Origin of the sequence: Streptomyces cyanogenus (assembly GCF_017526105.1) — a bacterium.
Classification (GTDB): Bacteria; Actinomycetota; Actinomycetes; order Streptomycetales; family Streptomycetaceae; genus Streptomyces; species Streptomyces cyanogenus.
The window spans coordinates 6997595-7020935 of sequence record NZ_CP071839.1; the positions used below are offsets into that span (position 1 = coordinate 6997595).

Consider the following 23341-nt stretch of genomic DNA (forward strand, 5'->3'; position numbering starts at 1 on the left):
TCATGCCTGTTCCCTGTGTTCGATACTGAAGTGTTTGGGGCTGGTGAGGTCGCCGCCGGGACACACCGACGGCGAGGTCGCCCGCCCCTTACGCACGTTCCAGAGCAAGAGCACAGCGAGAAGGGCACGGCCTCGTGGCACGGTTTCGGACCTGGGTAGGCATAGCACTGGCGGGGGCACTCTCCGTGTCCCTGGCGGCATGCAGCAGCACCGGAGGCAAGCGGGCGGAGGACGCCCGCAAGGCCGCCGCCGCCCAGGGCAGGGCGGCGGTGAACACCCCCCGCTGGACCTTCGCGATGATCACCCACTCCGGGGACGGCGACACCTTCTGGGACATCGTGCAGAGCGGTGCGAAGCAGGCCGCCGTCAAGGACAACATCAACTTCCTGTACTCGCACGACGACGAGGCCCAGCAGCAGGCCCAGCTGGTGGACGCGGCCGTGGACAAGAAGGTCGACGGCATCATCGTCACCCTCGCCAAGCCGGACGCCCTGAAGGCCGCCGTGGCCCGCGCCGAGAAGGCCGGCATCCCGGTGATCACCGTGAACTCCGGCTCCGGGGAGTCCAAGGCCTTCGGCGCGCTCACCCACATCGGCCAGGACGAGACCGTGGCCGGCGAGGCGGTCGGTGACGAGCTGAACAAGCGCGGGCGGAAGAAGGCCCTGTGCGTGCTGCACGAGCAGGGCAACGTCGGCCACGAGCAGCGCTGCGACGGCGTCGCCAAGACCTTCCGCGGCACGCTGCGCAAGCTGTACGTCAACGGCACCAACATGCCCGACGTGCAGTCCGCGGTCGAGGCCAAGCTCCAGGCCGACCGGTCCATCGACTCCGTCGTCACCCTCGGCGCGCCCTACGCCGACACCGCCGTGAAGGCGAGGACGGACGCGGGCAGCAAGGCCGAGATCGACACCTTCGACCTGAACGCCAAGGTCGCGGCCTCGCTGGAGGACGGCACCCTCGGCTTCGCCGTGGACCAGCAGCCGTACCTCCAGGGCTACCAGGCCGTCGACCTGCTGTGGCTCTACAAGTACAACGGCGACGTCCTCGGCGGCGGCAGGCCGGTCCTGACCGGCCCGCAGATCGTCACCAAGGACCAGGCGTCCGCGCTGGCGGAGTACACCGATCGGGGCACCCGATGAGCACGGCCACCGACGAGAAGCTGCTTGATGAAAGGATTCTGCAGACCTCCCCGCTGCGGAAGCTGCTCACCCGCCCGGAACTGGGCTCGGTCGTCGGCGCCCTCGCCGTCTTCGTCTTCTTCGCCGTCGCCGCCGACGGCTTCCTGCGCGCCTCCAGCCTCAGCACGGTCCTCTACGCCTCCTCGACCATCGGCATCATGGCCGTACCCGTGGCCCTGCTGATGATCGGCGGCGAGTTCGACCTCTCGGTGGGCGTCCTGGTGACCTCGTCCGCGCTGGTCTCCTCGATGTTCAGCTACCAGATGACCGCGAACACCTGGGTCGGCGTGGGCGTGTCGCTGCTGGTCACGCTCGCCGTCGGTGCCTTCAACGGCTTCATGCTCACCCGCACGAAACTGCCCAGCTTCATCATCACGCTGGGCACCTTCCTGATGCTGACCGGCATGAACCTCGGCTTCACCAAGCTGATCGACGGCACGGTCTCCACCAAGACCATCGCCGACATGGAGGGCTTCCCCAGCGCCCACGCCGTGTTCGCCTCGACGCTCACGCTCGGCGGCGTCGACGTGAAGGTCACCATCCTGTGGTGGCTCGGCCTGGTCGCCCTCGCCTCCTGGATCCTGCTGCGCACCCGCACCGGAAACTGGATCTTCGCCGTCGGCGGCAACGAGGACGCGGCCCGCGCGGTCGGCGTCCCGGTCGCCCGGACCAAGATCGGCCTCTACATGGGCGTCGCGTTCGGCGCCTGGATCTCCGGCCAGCACCTGCTCTTCTCCTTCGACGCCGTCCAGTCCGGCGAAGGCGTCGGCAACGAGCTGATCTACATCATCGCGGCCGTCATCGGCGGCTGCCTGATCACCGGCGGCTACGGCAGCGCGGTCGGCTCGGCCGTGGGCGCCCTGCTGTTCGGCATGACCAGCAAGGGCATCGTCTTCGCCGAGTGGAACCCCGACTGGTTCAAGTTCTTCCTCGGAGCGATGCTGCTCCTCGCGACCCTGCTCAACGCCTGGGTCCGCAAGCGCGCGGAGGCCACCAAGTGACACTCGTGGAGCTGACCGACGTCAGCAAGCACTACGGCAGCGTCCGCGCCCTGGAAGGGGTCTCCCTGGAGGTCCGCGCGGGCGAGATCACCTGCGTCCTCGGGGACAACGGCGCGGGCAAGTCCACGCTGATCAAGATGATCGCGGGCCTGCACCGGCACGACGGCGGCACCCTGCGCATCGAGGGCGAGGAGACGACCCTGTCCTCCCCGCGCGAGGCCCTGGACCGGGGCATCGCCACGGTCTACCAGGACCTGGCCGTCGTCCCGCTCATGCCGGTCTGGCGCAACTTCTTCCTCGGCTCCGAGCCTCGCAGGGGCGCCGGCCCCTTCAAGCGCCTGGACACCGATCTCATGCGCCGCACCACCCGCGAGGCGCTGCTCCGTATGGGTATCGACCTCCGGGACGTCGACCAGCCCATCGGCACCCTCTCCGGCGGCGAACGCCAGTGCGTGGCCATCGCCCGCGCGGTGCACTTCGGCGCCAAGGTCCTGGTGCTGGACGAGCCGACGGCGGCACTGGGCGTGAAGCAGTCCGGTGTGGTGCTGAAGTATGTGGCGGCGGCACGGGACGAGGGCCTGGGCGTTGTGTTGATCACCCACAACCCGCATCACGCGTACTTGGTGGGAGACCGTTTCGTGCTGCTGAGGCGCGGCACCATGGTGGGCAACCACACACGGGACGAGATCACACTGGACGACCTGACGCAGCAGATGGCGGGAGGATCCGACCTGGACGCCCTCCGCCACGAACTGCACAGAGGCTGAGGGGGCGGGGGCCGTGCCGATGCGCGGCCCCGCCGCGTGGACGCGGTCGGCCACGACGGCCCGCACCCGGCGTCGATCACGCGGTCACCCGCCCCGCCCCGCACCGCGCCCTTACCGACGGTGAGGCAGAATCGAGCGCGATGAGCACCTACCGCGACCTCACGGCCCCCATCGGCTCCCGCCGAGCCCCCGTCCTGCGCACGGTGGGTACCCGGGAACGCCGGTCACATCTGACAGCCCCCCGGGTCCCCACGGTCGGCATCGACATCGGGGGCACCAAGGTCATGGCGGGCGTCGTGGACGCCGACGGCAACATCCTGGAGAAGCTCCGCACGGAGACCCCGGACAAGTCCAAGAGTCCCAAGGTCGTCGAGGACACCATCGTCGAGCTGGTGCTGGACCTGTCCGACCGGCACGACGTGCACGCGGTCGGCATCGGCGCCGCCGGCTGGGTCGACGCCGACCGCAACCGCGTCCTGTTCGCCCCCCACCTGTCCTGGCGCAACGAACCCCTGCGCGACCGCATCGCCGGCCGGCTCGCGGTGCCGGTCCTGGTGGACAACGACGCCAACACCGCCGCCTGGGCGGAGTGGCGCTTCGGCGCCGGCCGCGGCGAGGACCACCTGGTGATGATCACCCTGGGCACCGGCATCGGCGGCGCCATCCTGGAGGACGGCCAGGTCAAGCGGGGCAAGTTCGGGGTCGCCGGCGAGTTCGGCCACATGCAGGTCGTGCCCGGCGGGCACCGCTGCCCGTGCGGCAACCGCGGCTGCTGGGAGCAGTACAGCTCCGGCAACGCGCTCGTCCGCGAGGCCAGGGAGCTGGCCGCGGCCGACTCGCCGGTGGCCTACGGGATCATCGAGCACGTCAAGGGCAACATCCACGAGATCACCGGCCCGATGATCACCGAGCTGGCCCGCGAGGGCGACGCGATGTGCATCGAGCTGCTCCAGGACATCGGCCAGTGGCTCGGCGTCGGCATCGCCAACCTCGCGGCGGCGCTCGACCCGTCCTGCTTCGTGATCGGCGGCGGCGTCAGCGCCGCCGACGACCTGCTCATCGGCCCCGCCCGGGACGCCTTCAAGCGCCACCTCACCGGCCGGGGCTACCGCCCCGAGGCCCGCATCACCCGCGCCCAGCTCGGGCCCGAGGCGGGCATGGTGGGCGCCGCCGACCTGGCCCGGCTGGTCGCGCGCCGGTTCCGCCGGGCCAAGCGGCGCCGCGTGGAGCGCTACGAGCGCTACGAGCGCTACGTCCAGTCCCGCCGCGACCGGGACAGCGCATGACGCCGTCGCTGCCCCACCAGGGCGGCCCGCCGGACGAACCCCGGCGGCCCGCCGAGGACCCCCGGCACAAGGCCAGACGCCGGGCGCTCACCCTGCTGATCATCGTCCTGCTCATCGGCGTCCCGGCCGGCTACCTGGTGATCTCCGCGAACCAGAGCCGCAACAGCGGCAAGGACAAGGAGGCGAAGTACTCGGCGACCGGCCTCACCCCGGGCTGGCCCTCGAAGGTGCAGCGCCGCCTGTACCAGGTGACCGTCCCGCACCCCGCCGACGACATCGCCTCCTACGAGACGAACAACTGGAAGACCAGCCGCCTCTACGTCCAGTTCCGCACCAACCCCGCGGGTCTGGACAGCTTCCTGGGGGCCATGGGCGTCCGCCGGGAGCAGCTGAAGAAGGACGAGATCGCGGTCGGCGAACGGGACCGGAAGGTCAGCGGCTGGACCTTCGGCGGCCCGGGCCCCTGGTGGGGCCTGACCCACGAGCAGAAGAACCCGGCGCCCACCCAGGACGTGGTCGTCAACCTGTCCGACCCGGAGCATCCGATGGTGTTCGTGGTCTCCCGCACGGTGCCGTAGCCGCGGGCCCGAACCGGCCCCGGAGCCGATTGTCAGACCCCGCCCGTAGAGTCGGAGACGTCTGATCCGACGCACCGGCGGGAGGTGGCAGGACGTATGAGCGGCACGGCTGCGGTGGCCGAGCGCACGGGGAACGCCCCGCACCCCGGGACGGGGACGGGGGCGGAGACCGGGCACCCGGTCCCGGTGCGCCTCGCGTCCGTCTACCTCCCCGCGCCCCTGCCGCGCGAGGGCCGCCTCGCCTTCTGGTCCCCGGACGGCGACCCGCTGCCCGCCGGGACCGGGTGCGCCCCGCGGGAGCTGACGGTCGTACGACGCCACGGCGCCGGTGTGCGCCGCCGGCAGGTGCCCGCGCTGACCCTGCCGCTCGCCGAGGCCCTGCCGCTGCTGGTCCGCGCCCGGCGCGACCCGGCCGCCCACCCGGCCACCGCCTGCTGGGGCGCCGCCGCCCTGCACGCACTGCGGCTCGCCGCCCGCGGCCGGCTGCTGCCCGGCCTCACCCCGGGCGGCCACGACGCCTGGCGGGCCGGCCCGCTGGAGCCCGACGACATCGCCCACCTGCGCGCCGTCGCCGCCGCCCTGCCGCCCGAGGGTCACGCCGTGCCCCTCCCCGGTCCGGGCCCGCTCCGCCTGCCCGAGCCGGAGGCCCTGGTCCGCTCCTTCCTGGACGCGGTCGCCGACACCCTGCCCCGCACGCCCGCCGCCCCCTGCACCGCCGGCCGGCCGTTCGCCGCCCGCGAGCCGCAGACCCTGCCCGAGGCCCACGCCTGGGCGGCCGAGGTCGCCGCCGGGATGGACGCGGGTGTGCGGATCTCGCTCCGCCTGGACCTGTCCGCGTACGACGTCTTCGACGCCGGCGCGCACGAGGGGACGCGCGCCGCGGGCGCGGCGATCGTGCAGGTGCACAGCCTCGCCGACCCCACCCTGGTGGCCGACGCGGCGGCCCTGTGGACGGGGGAGGCCGACCCGGCGTTCGGACCCCGCGCACGCGTGGACGCGGCCCTCGCCGTCCGGCGCGCCGCCCGCGTGTGGCCGCCCCTGGACCGCCTCGCCGAACAGGACGCGCCCGACGTCCTCGCCCTGTCCGAGGACGAACTGGGCGAGCTGCTCGGCGTGGCGGCGAGCCGGCTGGCCGCCGCCGGGGTCGCCGTGCACTGGCCCCGCGACCTCGCCCGCGACCTGACCGCCACCGCGGTGGTCCGCCCGGCGCCCGGCTCGGCGACCGACGGCACCGGCTTCTTCGAGAGCGAGGAACTGCTCCGGTTCCGCTGGCAGCTGGCGCTCGGCGGCGATCCGCTGAGCGAGGCCGAGATGGACACCCTCGCCGAGGCCCACCGCCCGGTCGTACGGCTCCGGGACCGCTGGGTGCTGGTCGACCCCGCCCTCGTGCGCAAGGCCCGCAAGCGCGAACTCGGCCTGCTCGACCCGGTCGACGCGCTGTCCGTCGCCCTCACCGGTACCGCCGAGGTCGACGGCGAGACCGTCGAGGCCGTCCCCGCGGGCGCGCTGGCCGCCCTCCGCGACCGCCTCACCGCGGGCCTGCGCCCCGCCGAACCGCCGCCCGGACTCGCCGCCACCCTCCGCGACTACCAGCTGCGCGGCCTGGCCTGGCTGGACCTGATGACCTCCCTCGGCCTCGGCGGCTGCCTCGCCGACGACATGGGCCTCGGCAAGACCGTCACCCTCATCGCCCTGCACCTCAAGCGGGCCCGCACCGAGCCGACCCTCGTGGTCTGCCCGGCCTCCCTGCTCGGCAACTGGGAGCGGGAGATCAGGCGGTTCGCGCCCGGCGTCCCCGTCCGCCGCTTCCACGGCCAGGGCCGCAGTCTGCACGGACTCGACGGCGGCTTCGTCCTCACCACGTACGGCACCATGCGCTCCGCCGCGGTCCGGCTCGCCGACCAGCGCTGGGGCATGGTCGTCGCCGACGAGGCCCAGCACGTGAAGAACCCCTACTCGGCCACCGCGAAGGCGCTGCGCACCATCCCGGCTCCCGCGCGCGTGGCGCTCACCGGCACCCCCGTGGAGAACAACCTCTCCGAGCTGTGGGCCCTGCTCGACTGGACCACCCCCGGGCTCCTCGGCCCGCTGAAGTCGTTCCGCGCCCGGCACGCGCGGGCGGTGGAGAACGGGGAGGACGACGAGGCGGTCGAGCGCCTGGCCCGGCTGGTGCGGCCGTTCCTCCTGCGCCGCAGGAAGTCCGACCCCGGCATCGTCCCCGAGCTGCCGCCCAAGACCGAGACGGACCACCCGGTGCCGCTCACCCGTGAACAGGCCGCGCTGTACGAGGCGGTGGTGCGTGAGTCGATGCTGGCCATCGAGACCGCCGAGGGCATCGCCCGCCGGGGCCTGGTGCTGAAGCTGCTGGGCGCGCTGAAGCAGATCTGCGACCATCCGGCGCTGTACCTGAAGGAGGAAGCGCACCCCGACCGGCTCGCCGCCCGCTCCGGCAAACTCGCCCTCCTCGACGAGCTGTTGGACACCCTGCTCGCCGAGGACGGCTCGGCGCTCGTCTTCACCCAGTACGTCGGCATGGCCCGCCTCATCACCGCCCACCTGTCGGCCCGCGCGATCCCGGTGGACCTGCTGCACGGCGGCACCCCGGTCCCGGAACGCGAGCGCATGGTGGACCGCTTCCAGAACGGCGAGACCCCGGTCCTGGTGCTGTCCCTGAAGGCCGCCGGCACCGGCCTGAACCTGACCCGCGCGGGCCACGTCGTCCACTTCGACCGCTGGTGGAACCCGGCCGTGGAGGAACAGGCCACCGACCGCGCGTACCGCATCGGGCAGACCCAGCCGGTCCAGGTCCACCGCCTGGTGACCGAGGGCACGGTGGAGGACCGCATCGCCGAGATGCTCGCCGCCAAGCGTGCCCTGGCCGACGCCATCCTCGGTTCCGGCGAGACCGCCCTCACCGAGCTGACGGACCGTGAACTGTCCGATCTCGTCTCGCTGCGGAGGACGCCATGACCGGCACCGGCCGCCCCCGCCCCGGCGACGCCGCCCGCCGGGCCCTGCGCGCGGCCCGGGAACGAGCCGGCTCCGGCCCGGACACCGGCGAGGGCCGGGCCCCTGAGGCAGCGGAAACGGCACCCGCCGACGGCACCGGCCGCACCGACGGCGCCGAGCCGAGGCCGGGTGATCTGGCGCGGGCGGCGCTCAGGGCCGCGGCCGGCTCGGCGCGTGAGGGACAGGGGACCGGGACCGCTGCTTCGCCGCCGGTGGCCGAGGCGGCTGGACCGGCAACGAACCAGGACCCCGACGAGGCCGCACGCCCCGCTCCGAACGCCGGCTCCGGCAGCGCTGCGAGCGGGCGTCCTGGTGATGCGGCTCGGGAGGTGGTGCGGGGCTCCGGCAGCGCCGCGGGCGGGCGTCCCGGTGACGCGGCTCGGGAGGCACTGCGCGCCGCCCGGCGGGAAGCCCTGCGTGCGAAGGCGGCGGAGCCTCGGCAGGAGCGCCGGGCCCCCGCGCGTCCCGGTCCCGCGGCACCGCGCACCCCGTCCGCACCGGAGGAGGAGTCCCAGGCCGCCAAGGCCAAGGCCGTCCAGGACATGCGGCGCTACTTGGCGACCGCCTTCCGCATGCCCACGTGGGCGGAGACCCCCGACGAACCGGAACAGCCGGCCCCCACCACCCCCACACCCACCGAGCCGCCCCCACAGCCGACGCCAGCCCCTACGCCCTCGCCAGACGCCCCGCCGCCGTCGCCACCGCAGCCCGACCCGTCCCCGACGCACCCGGCCTCATCAGCCGAGCCCTCGGCCTCCGCGCCTCGCTCCGCGCGCCCGTCGGCCGAGACGTCCGCGTCGGCCTCCTCCGACCCGGCCTCCGTATCCGGTCCGTCGGCCTCCGCGCCCCCCTCCGCGCGCCCGCCGGCCGAGAGCCCCGCGCCCGCCCCCACGGCCCCCACAGCAGCCCCAGTCCCCACAGTTCCCATGCCCCCCAAGGCACCCCCGGCCCACGTGTCGGCGCGTTCCGGTTCCGTGGTGCCGTATGGGCCCGTCACCATGGCCAGCCCTCGTCGGGACAGCGAACTGCGCCGTACCTTCGCGGCGTTCGCGGCGCGTGAGGGGGGCGGGGAGGGTGCGCCGTTCGCCGGGACCTGGTGGGGGAACGCCTGGGTGGAGGCGTTGGAGCGGGGGGCCTTGGACGCCGGGCGGCTGGCGCGTGGGCGGGGGTACGCGGACCAGGGGCACGTGGACGCCATCACCGTCACACCGGGACTGGTGCTGGCGTACGTGCGCGGCAGCAGGCCCCGGCCCTACCGGGTGCAGGTGCGGCTGCGGACGCTGGCGGACGAGGACTGGGAGCGGTTCCTGGACGCCGCGGCCGACCGGCCGGAGGACATCGCGGCGCTGCTCGACAAGGAGCTGCCCCACTCGCTCGCCGACTGCGGTGTACCCCTGCTGCCCGGCCCCGGCGACCTCGCCCCCCGCTGCAGCTGCCCGGACACCGGGCACCCCTGCAAGCACGCCGCCGCCCTCTGCTACCAGACGGCCCGTCTGCTCGACGCCGACCCGTTCGTGCTGCTCCTGCTGCGCGGCCGGGGCGAGAAGGAGCTGCTCGACGCGCTGACCCGGCGCAACGCCGCCCGCGCGGCCCGTGCCGCGCGGGAACGGCAGCCGCAGACCCTGCCCGGAGTCCGGGCCACCGAGGTGCTCGCCGTGCGCGAACGCCCCCCGCTGCCCGCGCCGTTGCCGGTGCCCCCGCACCCCGAGCAGCCCCCGGTCTATCCGTCGGCGCCCGGCGGACCGGACCCCTTCGCGCTGGACCAGCTGGCGACCGACGCCGCCGCCCGCGCCCACGCCCTGCTCGGCACCGGACGCGACCCGGTCGGCGAGCTGACGCTGTGGCAGGACGCGGTACGGCTCGCCGCGGCCCGCCCCGGTTCCGGGCTCACCGCGGCCACCCGCACGCTGTACGCCACGCTCGCCGACGCCGTCGGCCGCACCCCGGCCGAGCTGGCGCGGGCCGTCGCGGCCTGGCGGCAGGGCGGCCCGGCGGGGCTGGACGTCCTGGAGGAGCCGTGGGATCCGCCGGCCGGCCGTTTCGACCGGGCTCGCCCGCTGCTGCTCGCGGCCGACCTCCCGGCGTTCCGCCCCTGGCGCAACCGCCTAACCCATCCCCGCGGCCACGTCCAGCTGCGGCTGGGCCGCGACGGCCTGTGGTACGCCTACGAGTCGGAGCCCGGCCAGGACGACTGGTGGCCCCGCGGCACCCCGGACCTCGACCCGGTGGGCGCGCTGACCGGGCTCGGCATACCGGAGGACTGCCTCTGAACGGCCGGGTCAGCCGTGCTGCGCGTACCGGTTGCGGGGTGCCGGCAGACCCAGCCGGGCCCGCAGTGTCCCGGCGCCGTACGTGCGGCGGAACGCGTCGCGGCGCTGCAGTTCCGGCACCAGACGCCGCGTGAGCGCGGTGAGGTCGTGCGGCAGCGCGCCGGGGCGCAGACGGAAGCCGTCGAGCCCGGCGGTGCGCCAGTCGAGCAGCAGGTCGGCCAGCTCGCCGGGGGTGCCGGTGAAGACCGCGGCGTCGGAGGTGTACTCGGCGCCGTCCAGCGCGTCCAGGCGCTCCTTGCGGCGGGCGGCGGCACCGGGCTCGTCGTCCAGGAAGACGACCAGGTCCGCGAACCGGCGCAGCGGCCGGTCCCGCACGTCCCTGCCGACCTGGTCGACGGCCTCGTCCACCTGCGCCAGGATCGCCTTGGCGCCCGTGCGGTCGCGGGGCGTGACGAAGACGACGTCGCAGCCGCGCGCCGCGAACTCGTACGGTGTCGAGGCGTGCGCGAGGCTCGCCACCACCGGCTGGCCCTGCGGCGGGCGCGGGGTGATCGAGGGGCCCCTGACGCTGAAGTACGGGCCCTCGAAATCGATGTGGTGCAGCTTGTCCCGGTCGAGGAAGCGGCCCGTGGCCGTGTCCCGTATCTCCGCGTCGTCCTCCCAGCTGTCCCAGAGCCGCCGGGCCACCTCCACGACGTCGGTGGCCTCGGCGAACAGCGGGCGCAGCCGTGCGGCGATCAGCTCGGGGTCGCGGATGTCGTCGTCGGTCAGCTGCGGGGTCGTACGGCGGCCGAAGTGGGCGGCGTCGGCGGCGCGTGCGGCGATCTGCGGACGCAGACCGGCCCGGCCCTCGCTGACATGGTCGAGGGTGGCGATGCCCACGGCGACGTGGAACGGCTCGGTGTGGGTGACGTTGACCGTGGGGACCAGGCCGATGTGCGTGGTGCGCAGGGCGAGGTGGGAGGCGAGCAGGACCGCGTCGAGGCTGCCGCGGACCTGGTCGGTCCGGTCGTCGGGGCGGTGCGGCGCGGCCGACTGCGGGCCGAGGGCGTCCTCGAAGGTGACGAGGTCGAGCAGGCCGCGTTCGGCCTCGGCGACCAGGTCCGCCCAGTACGCGGGGGTGAACAGGGCGCCGGGCCGGGCGTCCTCGGACCGCCAGGCGGCGGGGTGCCAGCCGGCGCCGTCGAGGGCGACGGCGAGGTGGAGCGGGCTGTCGGTCACGATGCCTCCCGTGCGTTCCCGGACGTGCGCTCGGCGCGTGGCCGAGGGGCGAGGCCGAGGTGGTGCCGCAGGGTCGTGCCGGTGTAGTCCGGGCGGTGAACGCCCTTCTCCTGCAACAGCGGCACCACCCGGTCCACGAAGTCGTCCAGACCGCCGGGCGTCAGATGGGTCGCGAAGACGAACCCGTCGGCGCCGTCGCTCTGCACGAAGTGGTCGATGGCGTCGGCGACGGTGTGCGGGCTGCCGACGAAGGTCTGGCCGCCGTGCACCTCGATCATCAGCTCGCGGATGCTCAGCCCGCGCTCCTCGGCGAGGGCACGCCAGCGCCGGGCGGTCTCGGCCCGGCCCGTGCGGAACACCGAATGCCCCTTCAGGACCAGTGACTCGGGTTCCGGGTCGATGTCGGGCAACGGCCCGTCCGGGTCGTACGCGGACAGGTCACGGCCCCAGACGGCCTCCAGGTGGGCGATGGCGGTCTGCGGGCTCACCTGGGCCCGGGTGATCTCGTCGGCGTACGCCGTGGCTTCCTCGTCGGTGTCGGCGACGACGACCGTGGCGGTGGGCATGATCCGCAGGTCGGCCGGCGAGCGGCCGTACCGGGCCAGACGGCCCTTGACGTCCCGGTAGAAGGCGCGGGCCTCGTCCAGGCGGTTGTACTTGCTGAAGACGACCTCGGCGTCGGAGGCCGCGAACTCACGGCCCGGGTCGGACTCCCCGGCCTGGATGATCACCGGGTGCCCCTGCGGGGCGCGTGGGGTGGTGAACCGCCCCGAGATGTCGAAGTGTTCGCCGTGGTGGGCGAACTCACCGGCCCCGGGGCGCACGAACCGCCCGGTCGCCGCGTCGGCGAGCACGTCCCCCTCGGCCCAGCTGTCCCAGAGTTCACGCGCCGTGGCCAGGAACTCGGCGGCGCGCGTGTAGCGGTCGGCCTCGGCGAGGAAGCCGCCGCGGCGGAAGTTCTCACCGGTGAAGGCGTCGAAGCTGGTCACCACGTTCCAGCCGGTCCGGCCGCCGCTGAGGTGGTCCAGGGTCGCGAGGCGGCGCGCCACCTCGTACGGCTCGTTGAACGTGGCGTTGACGGTGGCGGCGACCCCGAGACGGGTGGTGGCTGCGGACAGGGCGCTCAGCATGGTCAGGTTGTCCGGGCGGCCCGCCACGTCCAGCTCGTAGAGGCTGCCCTTGTGCTCGCGCAGCCGCAGCCCCTCGGCGAGGAAGAAGAAGTCGAACTTGCCGCGCTCCGCGGTCCGTGCGAGGTGCACGAAGGAGCCGATGGCGATCTGGCTCCGGGAGCGCGGGTCCGACCAGACGGTGACGTTGTGGATGCCCGGCAGCTGGGCGGCGAGATGGATCTGCTTCGTCAAGATGCTCCTTCTGAAGCGCGCAGGCGTCACGATTCGTCCGTGACGGTTCGTCGCGAGAAAAGAGGGAAGGCGGGAAGGGCGGAAAGCCGGGAGGGCGGGCCCCGGGCGCGCGGTGTCCGGCACCGCACGTGCCCGGGTCCCTCGAACGGCGGGTCGGACGGTCAGCCCGCGGACGTCTCGGGCACCTGCCCGACGTGTCCCATGCGGTAGCCGACCCCGCGTACCGTGATGATCCACCGGCTGGAGCCGAGTTTGGCCCGCAGGCTGCTCACGTGCGTGTCGATGGTGCGGCTGGTGCGCACCCAGTTGCTGCCCCAGACCTTGGCCATCAGCTCCTTCCGGGAGACGACGGAGTCCGGCCGGGCGGCCAGCGTGTACAGCAGCTCGAACTCCGTGGCGGTCACGTCGACCACGCGGTCGCGCAGCCGTACCTCCCGCGTCCGCGGGTCGATGTGCAACGGCCTGAGCGAGATGCTGTCCGCGCCGGTCGAGTGCGGCCGGGTGCGCCGCAGCACCGCTTCGATCCGCGCGCCGATCTCCCGCGGACTCCACGTCCTGAGCACACAGTCGTCCGCTCCCGCCTTGAGCGCGAGCACCCTTTCCAGTTCGTTGTCGCGGTGCGTGCAGGCGATCAGCGGAATATCGCTTTCCGCCCGCAGTGTGCGGCAGACCTCCAGTCCGTCGATGTCGGGCAGATCCAGGGAGAGCAGCACCAGGTCGGCGTCGTGGTACGACCGCAGGATTCGCGCCCCCCTGTCGACGGTGTGGGCGGCGTACCCCTGCCGGCGCAGAGCGCCCGCCGTCGTCTCGGCCGCGGTGGAGTCCGGCTCCACGACCAGCACTTTCTTCACGCGCCCCGGCCTTTCGCTCCGGCGCCCACCCAGCGGTCCACGGCTTCGACGCGTGCCGCGGACAGCCTGGTGGCCGGCGTGGGAACAGCGCCGGGAGCGCCACACAGGTGCTGGTAGGCGTACGCTGCCGACACCATGGTCATGTGGTGGTGCCAGCCGGGGAAGGAACGGCCCTCGAAGTCGAGTACGCCGAAACGTTCCCTCAGTCTCTCCACGGTCGTCCGGGCGCCGACCTGACTGCGCGCCAGCGCCATGACCTCCTCCACGCCCCGGCTCATCAGACTGGTGATCCAGTACCGGGCGGGCTGGCCGCTGTCGGCGGAGGGCTGTTCCAGGACGTGGTACGTCCGTGAGACGCCGTCCTTGGCCGCCCCGCGCTGCGACAGCCGTACCCTTCCGGCGTACACGTTCACCCGTACCGCCTTGGAACCGCCGTGTTCCGACGGGCGCATGAACGCGTGTGGTTGACGGGCGTGCGGCTCCTCCATCAGGTCTCCGACGGTGATCACCCGTGGCGCGGGACGTCCGACGAGCACGATCTGCCCGGGATCGACCTCGCACACGAAGTCCAGCTCGCGCCGGGCGAGCCCGGCCATGACCCCGCTCGCGTCGTCGCACCGCTGGGTGAGGTTGAGCACCCAGGGCGCCTTGGGCAACTGCGGGTCCGCGGCGGTGACTCCGGCGGCGAAGCCGAGCACGAACGCCCCCACGGGGCGCCCCGTCTCCGCCTCCGGTATGCGCGCCCGGCGCCGGCGCAGGTCGTCCCAGTCCCACGCCCCGTCGAGGACGAGGCTCCAGTCGACGGGGAAGCAGCGGGTGCCCGTCGCCAGGAAGAGGCCCACACCGCGCTGGCAGTTGATGATGCGTCCGGTCGCTTGGTCCAGGCGACGGTGCACCCCCACCGAGTGCTCACCCTGCTTCGGGATCAGGAGATCGGCGACCGTCCAGGCGTACGCCGGGCGGTGCGCCGCGATGGTCCGGCCGAGTGCGCGGCGCACCGGTTCCCAGGCCCACGTGCTGCTGTTGATGAACTGGTGCAGGCCGTGCGCCGCTCCGGCCGGCAATAAACCGGCCTCGGCCATGCGCCGCGGGGTCTTCTTGCCCGGAGTGTGGAGGAGCCCCCACAAGTAGGCTCGGGCCCAGCGGCGTTGTTCCGCCCGGTGGAGTGGATTGAATACGCTTTCAACAAACGTCTGTATGCGCTCGCGCTCCCCTGCCGCGACGCGCACTCCCAATGACGACATGTTTAACTACGCCCCCTCGCAGTCGTGTCGCCCGACAGTGACGATGTACGGCCAGCCGTACGGAGGACAAAGCTACCGGGTGCATCGCCAATTTCACGCCTCGTGCTGTCACTTTGACATTTCGGCCGCTGACCAGCGAGAACAGGCCGCACGGGGGAGGGGTCCCAAGCGGGATGAGGGGCTCCGGAAAGCCCTTGCACCCCGGTCGGGACCCCGGAGTCGGCACTGTCTGCGCTGGTCACATGGGGTCGGCCGGTTCGGTTGCCGTCCTCGCGGCCGGTGGCGGAGAAGGTCCGAAAGAAAGTCCGCGCACCGTCACCCGCATATGAACATCACATTGCGCGCCGGGCCGAGCCATTCGTTGAATGGACGACAGTTTGCTTTTCTTTGAAGAGAGTCAGGCGCCGGGGCGCCGGGCAGGGAAGCCGTGGCCGCGGGCGGCGAGCACGACGGCGAGCACCGGCAGCAGGAGCAGCAGCACGGTCCAGGGGAAGGAACCACTGCCCGTCGCGTCCAGCAGGACCCCGCCCAGCACGCCGCCGCCCGCCATGGCCACGTTCCACAGCGTGACGAGCATCGCCTGGGCCGCGTCGGCCTGTTCGCCGCCCGCGTCGCCGGCCGCGGTCTGCAGCAGGGTCGGCAGCCCGCCCCAGCCCAGCCCCCACAGCACGGCGGCGACGTACACCAGCGGCCCGCCGTCGCTCAGCGCCGCGAGCAGCGCGGCGGCGGCCGCCACCAGCAGGGTGCTGGCGATCGTCAGCGAGCGCAGCCGGTGCTGGATCTGGGCACCCACGATCCAGATGCTGAGCAGCGAGGTGACACCGAAGGCGAGCAGGACCAGGTCGGTCCGGCCGCCCATGTCCAGCCCGTCCAGGAAGGTGGCGATGTAGGCGTACAGGACCGTGTGCGCCAGCACGAAGACGAGCGTCACGAAGAGCACCGGACGCACCCCCGGCACGCCCAACGCCCGCAGCATCCGCGGGCGTTCGCCGCGCTGCTGGCCCGGGTAGTCGGGCACGGCGGCGGTGATCCACAGCAGCAGCACCAGCGTGAGTGCCGTCATCGCCAGGAACGCCACGCGCCAGCCGAGGGCCTGGCCGAGGAAGGTCCCCGCGGGCACGCCGAGGGAGAGCGCCACCGGGATGCCCGCCATGGCGACCGCGATCGCCCGTCCCTGCAGCGGTACCGGCGCCATCCGCCGCGCGTAGCCGGCGAGCAGGGCCCACGCCAGGCCCGCGGCGACACCGGCGAGGAAACGGGCGACCATCGTCAGGCCGTAGACGGACGACACGGCCGTGACCGTGTTGGCCACGGCGAAGCCCGCCACGGCGGTGAGCAGCAGCCGCTTGCGCCGCCAGCCCGCGGTGGCCGCCGTCAGCGGGATCGCGGTCAGCGCGGTGCCGATCGCGTAGATCGTGACCGTCTGCCCGGTCGCGGACTCGCTCACCCGCAGGTCCTGGCTCATGTCGGGGAGCAGGCCCGCGGGCAGCGTCTCGGTCAGGCTGGTGATGAACACCGCGGTGGCTAGGGCGAGCAGCGCGAGCATCGGCAGTCTCTGCGGCGGCTCCGTGCCCTGCCGCGCGGCGGGCGGCGCGGCGCCGGAAGCGGCGGCGGTCTCGGGTGAGGCGCTCATGGGGGTCGTGTACTCCGTATCGTGCTGGGGCGATGCCCGGACGTCACAGGGGGAGGGGGCCCCGCCGCGCCGCCGCCGGGCACGCCCGGCGGCCGGCCGTCCGGGGAGTACGACTGTGTGCGCGGCCACTTCGGGAAAGCTTCGGAAAACCTTCCGGAACCGGTGCCGGAACAAGCCGATCCGGTGCGTGGCCGGCCTGGAGCGCTCACGGAACGGGTACGGTGGTGCACATGCGGTTAGGGGTGCTCGGACCACTCGCGGTGTGGGACGACGAAGGGGAGCCGGTCCGGGTCGCCGAGACCAAGGTGCGGGCGCTGCTCGCCGACCTGCTCGCGCACGAGGGCGGCCCCGTCTCCGCCGACCGGCTCATCCACGACCTGTGGGGCGACCATCTCCCCGGCAACCCGGCGGGCGCGCTGCAGGCCAAGGTCTCCCAGCTGCGCCGGGTGCTCGGCCGGGAGCGGCTGGTGCGGCAGCCCCCGGGCTACCGGCTGCGGCTCGACCCGGCCGACGACGTGGACGTCGGACGGTTCGGCCGGCTCGTCGCCCAGGCCCGCTCGGTCACCGACCCGCGGGCGCGGGCGGCGCTGCTCACCGAGGCGCTCGGACTGTGGCGGGGGCCGGCCTACGCCGACTTCGCCGACGAGGAGTTCGCCCGGGCGGCCCGCGAGTGCCTGGCGGAACAGCGGCTGGCCGTGCTGGAGGAGCGCGCCGAGGCCCGCCTGGCGGCGGGGGACCACCTGCTGCTCGCCGGGGAGCTGGCCGCGCTGGTGGCCGAGCATCCGCTGCGGGAGCGGCTGCGCGCGGTGCAGATGCAGGCGCTGTACCGGGCCGGCCACCAGGGCGAGGCGCTCGCCTCGTACGAGGACCTGCGCACCCGCCTCGCCGACGAGCTGGGCGCCTGTCCCGGCCCCGCGGTGAGCGCACTGCACCAGGCGATGCTCCGCCAGGACCCCACCCTGGACCCCAACGCGCCGATCCCACCGGGCCCTGCCGCCGCCCCGACCGGCCCCGTTGTCGCCCCGGCTCCGACGGGTCGGAACGTCACATCGGCTGCGGCCGATCGTGCCGATGCTCCGGCTTCGGCCGGTCGGGCCGAGCCGCCGCCCGGCGCGGCGTCACATCCGGGCCCGTCGCACGCCGGGGCGCCGTGTTCCGCGTCCGCGCAGGCCGGGGCGCAGTCTGCCGAGTTGCCGCATGCCGGGCTGCCGTCTGCCGGGCGGCCGGAGGCCGGGGCGCCGTACGCTGTGTCCCCGCAAGCCGGGTCGCAGCCTGGGGAGTTGCCGGATGCTGGGCCGTCGCCCGCCGGGTCGCCCTGCCCTGCGTCCCCCCAGGCCGGGTTGCCGTCCGCGGGGCCGTCGCCTGCCGGGCGGCCGGAGGCCGGGCTGTCGCACGCCGGGGCGCCGTACCCTGCGTCCTCGCAGGCCGGGTCGCAGCCTGGGGAGTTGTCGGATGCTGGGCCGTCGCCCGCCGGGTCGCCCTGCCCTGCGTCCCCCCAGGCCGGGTTGCCGTCCGCGGGGTCGCCGCATGCCGGGCCGTCGCCTGCCGGGTCGCTGGAGGCCGGGTCGCAGCCTGCCGTGTCGGCGTACGCCGGCCCGTCGTCTGGTGGGCCGCCGCACGCCGGTCCGACGTCCGGATCGCCGTACAGCGAGCCGTTGGGCGCCGGATCCCCGTACCCCGCGTCGCCCCAGGCCCAGGCCGCGTCCCCGTACCCCGCGTCCGCCCCCGCACCTCCCGTACTCGCGGCGTCGGCGCCCCCGGCGTCCACCCCCGCGCCCACCAACCTGCCCGTCCCCCTCACCGCTCTCATCGGACGGGAAGAGAGCCTCGCGCATCTCTCCCGGCTGTTGGGGCGGCAGCGGCTGGTGACTCTCACCGGGCCCGGCGGGGTCGGGAAGACACGGCTGGCGGTGGCCGCCGCGCAGGAGGTCGCGGGCGGGGACGCCCTGCTGCCCGACGGGGCCTGGTTCGTAGAGTTCGCGGGGGTCCGCAGCGCCACCCCCGACGACCTCGCCGACCTCGTCGCCGCCACCCTCGGCATCCGGGACGACGCCCCCTGCACCCCGCCCGCCACCGGCACCTGCGCCACCTCCCCCGTGCACCGGCTGACCGCCGCCCTGCGGGATCGCCGTACCCTCCTCGTGCTGGACAACTGCGAACACGTCGTCGCGGCCGCCGCCGAGCTGGTCGCGCTGCTCCTGCGCAGCGCCCCCCAGCTGCGCATCCTCACCACCAGCCAGGAACCCCTCGCCCTGGCAGGGGAGGCCGTGTTCCTGGTCGAGCCGCTGCCCACCCCGGACGCCGTACGCCTGTTCACCGAGCGGGCCGCCGCCTGCGCGCCCGGCTTCCGGCTCGGCTCCGGCGAGCCCGACGGCAGCGGCGAGGGCGCGGCGGCCGACCACACCGCCGTGGCAGGGATCTGCCGCCGCCTGGACGGCATCCCGCTTGCCCTGGAGCTCGCGGCGACCAAGGTCCGCGCCCTCGGCGTACGGGAGCTGGCCGCCCGCCTCGGCGACCGCTTCCGGGTGCTGACCTCCGGGCAGCGGGGCGCACCCGCCCGCCAGCAGACCCTGCGCGCGATGATCGACTGGAGCTGGGAGCTGCTGAGCCCGCCCGAACGCCTCGTGCTGAGCCGCCTCGCCGTGCACCGCGACGGCTGCGGCCTCGACGCGGCGGAGGCCGTGTGCGCGGGCGAGGGCGTGGCCCGCGGGGCGGTGCTCGACCTCGTCACCCGGCTCGTCGAGAAGTCCCTCGTCGTCGTCACGGACGGCCCGGCCGGCCCCCGCTACCGCCTCCTGGAGTCGGTCGCCGCCTACGCCACCGAGCGGTTGCGCGAGACGGCCGACGAGGCCGCGGCCCGCGAACGCCACCTGCGGCACTACCTCGCGCTCGCCGAACACGCCGAGCCGCGGCTGCGCGGTCCGCGGCAACGCGACTGGCTCACCCGCCTGGACACCGAGGCGTGCAACCTGCGCGCCGCCCTGGACGAGGCGGTGCGCCGCGCTGCCGCGGGCCACAGCGAGGAAGCCGTACGGCTGGCCACCGCCCTGTCCTGGTGGTGGCTGCTGCGTGGCCGCCTCACCGAGGCCCGGCGCAGCCTGGCCGCCGTCCTCACCGCCACCGCCGGCCGCTGCGATCCCGAACTCGCCCTGCTGCACTGCGCGTTCGGGCTGCTAACCGGGGAACGCACGGTGACCTGCCACGCCGACGCCGTACCCGACCCGGTGCGCCGCGCCCGGGCGCTGTGGCTCAACGCCTACGGCCGGTTCAGCGTCGGTGACCTGGACGGCAGCCGTGCCCTGAACACCCGTGCGCTGATCCATTTCGAGGCCGCGGACGAGCAGTGGGGGATCGCCGCCGCCCTCGGCCTGCGGGCGGCGCTCGCCCTGGTCCGCGGCGACCTGGACGGACTGGCCCGCGACGGCCAGCGCAGCCGTGCCCTCTTCCGCGGCCTGGGCGACCGGTGGGGCGAACTGCAGACCGTCTCACCGCTCGCGGCGCTCGCCGAGATCAAGGGCGAGTACGAGCAGGCGGCGCACCGGCAGCACGAAGGGCTCCAGATCGCCCGGGAGCTCAGCCTGGAGGCCGAGGTGTCGGCCCGGCTGTCCGGGCTCGGCCGTCTCGCGTTGCTCGCCCGCGACTTCGACCGCGCCCGCGAACTGCACGAGCAGGCCCGCCGTATCGCCGTCGACCAGGGATACAAGTACGGCGAGATCCACGCCGACATGGGCCTGGCCCTGGGCGCGCGGCGCTCCGGCGACATCGACGCGGCCGAGGCGCACCTGCTGCGCATCCGCGAGGCCCACGCCGCCGTGTCCTCACCGGCCGGCGACCACCTGCTCCACGCCGAACTCGGTTTCATCGCCGAACTCCGCGGCGACGCCGCCCGGTCCGCCGCCCACCATCTGCGCAGCCTCGGGATCGCCCACTCCCTGGACGAGTCGCGCGCCCTCGCCCTGTCCCTGGAGGGGCTCGCCGGCACGGCCGCGCTGGGCGGCGACCGGCCCGGCGCCGCCTGTGCGGCCCTGCTCCTCGGCGCCGCCCACGCCGCGCGCCACAGAGTGGGCGCCCCCCTGCCGCCCGCCGAACGCGGCGACGTCGACCGTGTCACGGCGGCGGCCCGGGCCGTCCTGGGCCCGCGCGCCTTCACCGAGGCGTTCGAGCGCGGGACACGGCTGAGCCCCGCCGAGGCGGAACACCACGCCCGCACCACCCTCGCCGGGCTGGCGGACCAGGCCGCCTGAACCGCGCCCGGGAAGACTCAGGTGCCGGAGAGGGTGGCCGCGCCCAGACCGGTCGACGCGGTGCTGATGATGCCGTCCAGGACATCCCGGGAGCGCACCAGGTCGGCGATCATCCGGTCGAGCCGGTCGCGCTCCGCCGTGAGTTCGTCGACGAGCCGGGGTGTCGCGCTCGCGCTCGGCGTGCCGTCGCCGTCGCGCATGCACGGCAGCAACTGGGCGATCTTCTTGCTGTTCAGGCCCGCGGCGTACAGCGCCTGGATGCGGATGACCCGGTCGACGGCCCATTCGCCGTAGTCCCGGTGGCCGCCGGGGGTCCGCTCCGCCTGGAGCAGACCCTGCGCCTCGTAGTAGCGCAGCGACCGCTCGCTCACCCCGCTGCGCCTGGCCAGTTCACCGATCCGCATGGTCCGACCCCCTGTGTCCGTGAAGGACTTGAATCTCACACCGGTGTCAACTTTTAGCGTAGCGGTACGACGTACATCGAACCGTCCACGGAGGAATCATCGATGAGTGACCTGACCGGCAAAGTGGCGTTGGTGACCGGCGGCAGCCGCGGTATCGGCGCGGCGGTGGCGAAGCGGCTGGCCGACGCGGGAGCGGCGGTCGCGGTGACCTACGTCCAGGCGGAGGACCAGGCCCGCGAGGTCGCCAAGGCGATCGAGGCGGACGGCGGCCGGGCCACGGTCGTCCGGGCCGACCTGACCCGGCCGAACGACGCCGCAGAGGCCGTGGAGCAGACCGTCCGCGAACTGGGCGGCATCGACATCCTGGTGAACAACGCGGGCTTCCTCGCCTACGGCCCGCTGGACGAGGTGACGCCCGAATACCTGGACAAGGTGCTCGCCGCCGACGTCCGGTCGGTGTTCCTGGCCGCGCAGGCCGCCGCCCGCCACATGGGCGACGGCGGACGGATCATCAGCATCGGCTCCTGCTTCAACGGCCGTGTCCCCGCCGGCAACTTCGTTCTCCAGGCGATGGCCAAGACCGCGCTCGTCGGTCTGACCAAGGGCCTCGCCCGGGAACTGGGGCCGCGCGGGATCACCGCCACCCTCGTGGACCCGGGCCCCATCGACACCGACATGAACCCGGCCGACGGCGACTCCGCCGAGTGGCAGGCCTCCCTCACCGCCCTCGGCCGGTACGGAGAGGCGGAGGACATCGCCGCCGCGGTGGCCTATCTGGCAGGACCGGCCGGCCGCTACATCACCGGTACCTCCATCGCCGTGGACGGCGGTTACACCGCCTGACCCGAGGCCGTCCGCCACGACGGCCCGGACAAAGCCCCCGCCGGCCCAGCCGGCGGGGGCTTTCCTGCTTTCCGGCGCACGACAAACGGTTCCCGGAATTGTCCGAGCCGAGAAATCATTCGCACTTCTTGCCCCGCGTGACATTCCCTGACAGCCCTTGACAGAGCTCTGACAGAGCGCGCATCGCTTCTTTGCACGGGGTCGCGCAGCATGTTCGGTGTCGAAAAGGAAGCAGGCTCTGGAAAAGGAGGGAACGCAATGGCTGAATCAGCGAACGAGGGAAGCCTTCCGCGGCTGCCCCATCTGTCCGACGCGACCCTGCGCGACTCCGCCCACATGGGAGGTGTCGAATTCGGGCCCAAGGACGCCACCGTCATCGCCGAACTGCTGGTGAAGACCGGTATCGACCTGGTCGAGGTCGGCATGGTCTCCGGCCCCGGCTCCAAGGACGCCGACCTGGTCCTCGCCACGCACGAGGCGATCGGCCCGGAGCGCAGCATGACGCTCGTGGTGGTGCGCGACCGCGAGCAGGTCAAGAAGGCCCTGGACGAGGCCGAACGCCTGGGCGTGCGGCACATCATGTACTCCATTCCCACCTCCGAGCAGCACGCCAAGCTGAAGCTCGGCTCGCCCAGCGCCAAGTTCCTCAACGTGCTGGCGCGTTCGGCGATCTCGCAGGCCAAGGAGCGTGGCTTCCACGTCACGTTCAGCGGCGAGGACGGCGCCCGCACCCCCAAGGAGCGGCTCGTCCCCTACGTCACCGCCGGCTTCGAGGCCGGGGCCGACCGGTTCCGGCTCGCGGAGACCGTCGCCTACCTGTCGCCCTGGCAGATGGAGGAGGTCATCTCCGACCTCACCGCCATCGACGGCTCCGAGATCGAGATCCACTCCCACAACATGCTCGGCATGGCCGTCGCCAACTCCCTGGCCGCCGTCCGCGCGGGCGCGCAGTGGATCTCGGCGACCGTCGGCGGCATCGGCGAGCGCGGCGGCAACGCCCCGCTGGCCGAGCTGCTCACCTCGCTGCGCGTCATCCACGGCGACACCCGGTTCGACCTGACCCATCTCACGGAGCTGTCCCGGGTGGCCCTCAGGGGCGCCGGTCTGGGCAGCGCCTTCCAGTCCGGTCCGACGACACCGCACGCCTTCGCCTACGAACTGCCGGGCCAGCTCAGCAACCCCGAGGCGTACGAGACCCTGCCGGCCGAACTCGTCGGCAACACCCGTGAGTTGCGCGTGCGCACCCGGCTCACGCCCGCCCTCGTCAAGTGGGCGCTCGCCGGCTCGGGCATCGACGTCGACGTCGAGGCCTTCACCGCCTGGCTCATCGAGCGGCAGGAGCGCAACGGCGCCCCCGTCCTGGACCAGGAGGCGGTCCGCAAGGCCGCCATCGACTTCCAGGCCGCCTGAGCGCCGTACACGCCCGCGCTCTTCACACCTCTCTTCGTCCC

At 73.8% G+C, this 23341-nt stretch carries 16 protein-coding genes; 10 read left to right on the forward strand and 6 right to left on the reverse strand.

From position 1 onward, the window contains the following. The first annotated feature begins 134 nt into the window (after positions 1 to 134). The 7 genes from S1361_RS31395 to S1361_RS39455 all read left to right on the forward strand — a co-directional run bounded on the left by S1361_RS31395 (position 135) and on the right by S1361_RS39455 (position 10089). A complete protein-coding gene (locus S1361_RS31395) occupies positions 135 to 1139 on the forward strand; it encodes a sugar ABC transporter substrate-binding protein (RefSeq protein WP_208035259.1) in 1005 nt (334 codons plus the stop codon). Continuing rightward, positions 1136 to 2179, forward strand: coding sequence for an ABC transporter permease (locus S1361_RS31400; protein WP_208035260.1), 1044 nt, complete (start codon positions 1136 to 1138; stop codon positions 2177 to 2179). The genes S1361_RS31395 and S1361_RS31400 overlap by 4 nt, the downstream gene beginning before the upstream one ends. Further along, positions 2176 to 2946, forward strand: a complete 771-nt coding sequence (locus tag S1361_RS31405) for an ATP-binding cassette domain-containing protein (RefSeq protein WP_208035261.1) — start codon at positions 2176 to 2178, stop codon at positions 2944 to 2946. The genes S1361_RS31400 and S1361_RS31405 overlap by 4 nt, the downstream gene beginning before the upstream one ends. 140 nt (positions 2947 to 3086) lie before the next feature. Then, positions 3087 to 4232: an ROK family glucokinase gene (locus S1361_RS31410; protein WP_208035262.1), complete on the forward strand. Its 1146-nt coding sequence runs from the start codon at positions 3087 to 3089 to the stop codon at positions 4230 to 4232. After that, positions 4229 to 4810: a sugar kinase gene (locus S1361_RS31415; RefSeq protein ID WP_208035263.1), complete on the forward strand. Its 582-nt coding sequence runs from the start codon at positions 4229 to 4231 to the stop codon at positions 4808 to 4810. Before S1361_RS31410 ends, S1361_RS31415 begins: the two co-directional genes overlap by 4 nt. Before the next feature lie 96 nt (positions 4811 to 4906). Continuing rightward, positions 4907 to 7780 (forward strand): DEAD/DEAH box helicase, encoded by a 2874-nt coding sequence (locus tag S1361_RS31420; RefSeq protein ID WP_208035264.1) that lies wholly within the window; start codon positions 4907 to 4909, stop codon positions 7778 to 7780. Continuing rightward, on the forward strand, positions 7777 to 10089 hold the full coding sequence (locus S1361_RS39455; RefSeq protein WP_243769365.1) for an SWIM zinc finger family protein: 2313 nt from the start codon (positions 7777 to 7779) through the stop codon (positions 10087 to 10089). Before S1361_RS31420 ends, S1361_RS39455 begins: the two co-directional genes overlap by 4 nt. 9 nt (positions 10090 to 10098) lie before the next feature. On the opposite strand, the gene S1361_RS31430 is transcribed toward S1361_RS39455, so the two are convergent. The 5 genes from S1361_RS31430 to S1361_RS31450 form a co-directional block, all read right to left on the reverse strand. Further along, positions 10099 to 11310 (reverse strand): LLM class flavin-dependent oxidoreductase, encoded by a 1212-nt coding sequence (locus S1361_RS31430; RefSeq protein WP_208035266.1) that lies wholly within the window; start codon positions 11308 to 11310, stop codon positions 10099 to 10101. Beyond that, positions 11307 to 12671, reverse strand: coding sequence for an NtaA/DmoA family FMN-dependent monooxygenase (locus S1361_RS31435; RefSeq protein ID WP_243769366.1), 1365 nt, complete (start codon positions 12669 to 12671; stop codon positions 11307 to 11309). The genes S1361_RS31430 and S1361_RS31435 overlap by 4 nt, the downstream gene beginning before the upstream one ends. A gap of 161 nt (positions 12672 to 12832) precedes the next feature. Beyond that, positions 12833 to 13522 (reverse strand): response regulator transcription factor, encoded by a 690-nt coding sequence (locus S1361_RS31440; protein ID WP_208035267.1) that lies wholly within the window; start codon positions 13520 to 13522, stop codon positions 12833 to 12835. Then, on the reverse strand, positions 13519 to 14766 hold the full coding sequence (locus S1361_RS31445) for an IS701 family transposase (RefSeq protein WP_208035268.1): 1248 nt from the start codon (positions 14764 to 14766) through the stop codon (positions 13519 to 13521). Before S1361_RS31445 ends, S1361_RS31440 begins: the two co-directional genes overlap by 4 nt. Positions 14767 to 15163: 397 nt before the next feature. Then, positions 15164 to 16399 carry an MFS transporter gene (locus tag S1361_RS31450; protein WP_208035269.1) on the reverse strand — a complete coding sequence of 412 codons (1236 nt, stop codon included), beginning with the start codon at positions 16397 to 16399 and terminating at the stop codon, positions 15164 to 15166. A 230-nt stretch (positions 16400 to 16629) separates the two neighbouring features. Between S1361_RS31450 and S1361_RS39460 the strand changes: the two genes are divergently transcribed. Next, entirely contained in the window at positions 16630 to 20643 is a 4014-nt protein-coding gene (locus S1361_RS39460) for an AfsR/SARP family transcriptional regulator (RefSeq protein ID WP_243769367.1), read from the forward strand. A gap of 17 nt (positions 20644 to 20660) precedes the next feature. Here S1361_RS39460 and S1361_RS31465 read toward each other — a convergent pair whose 3' ends face one another. Beyond that, the gene (locus S1361_RS31465; RefSeq protein ID WP_208035270.1) at positions 20661 to 21047 is read right to left on the reverse strand and encodes a MerR family transcriptional regulator; all 387 of its coding nucleotides are present in this window, start codon (positions 21045 to 21047) and stop codon (positions 20661 to 20663) included. Positions 21048 to 21149: 102 nt separating this feature from the next. Between S1361_RS31465 and S1361_RS31470 the strand changes: the two genes are divergently transcribed. Together S1361_RS31470 and S1361_RS31475 are read left to right on the forward strand one after the other, a co-directional pair. Then, on the forward strand, positions 21150 to 21890 hold the full coding sequence (locus tag S1361_RS31470; protein ID WP_208035271.1) for an SDR family NAD(P)-dependent oxidoreductase: 741 nt from the start codon (positions 21150 to 21152) through the stop codon (positions 21888 to 21890). Positions 21891 to 22148: 258 nt separating this feature from the next. Next, entirely contained in the window at positions 22149 to 23300 is a 1152-nt protein-coding gene (locus S1361_RS31475) for a LeuA family protein (protein WP_208035272.1), read from the forward strand. Positions 23301 to 23341 lie beyond the last annotated feature (41 nt).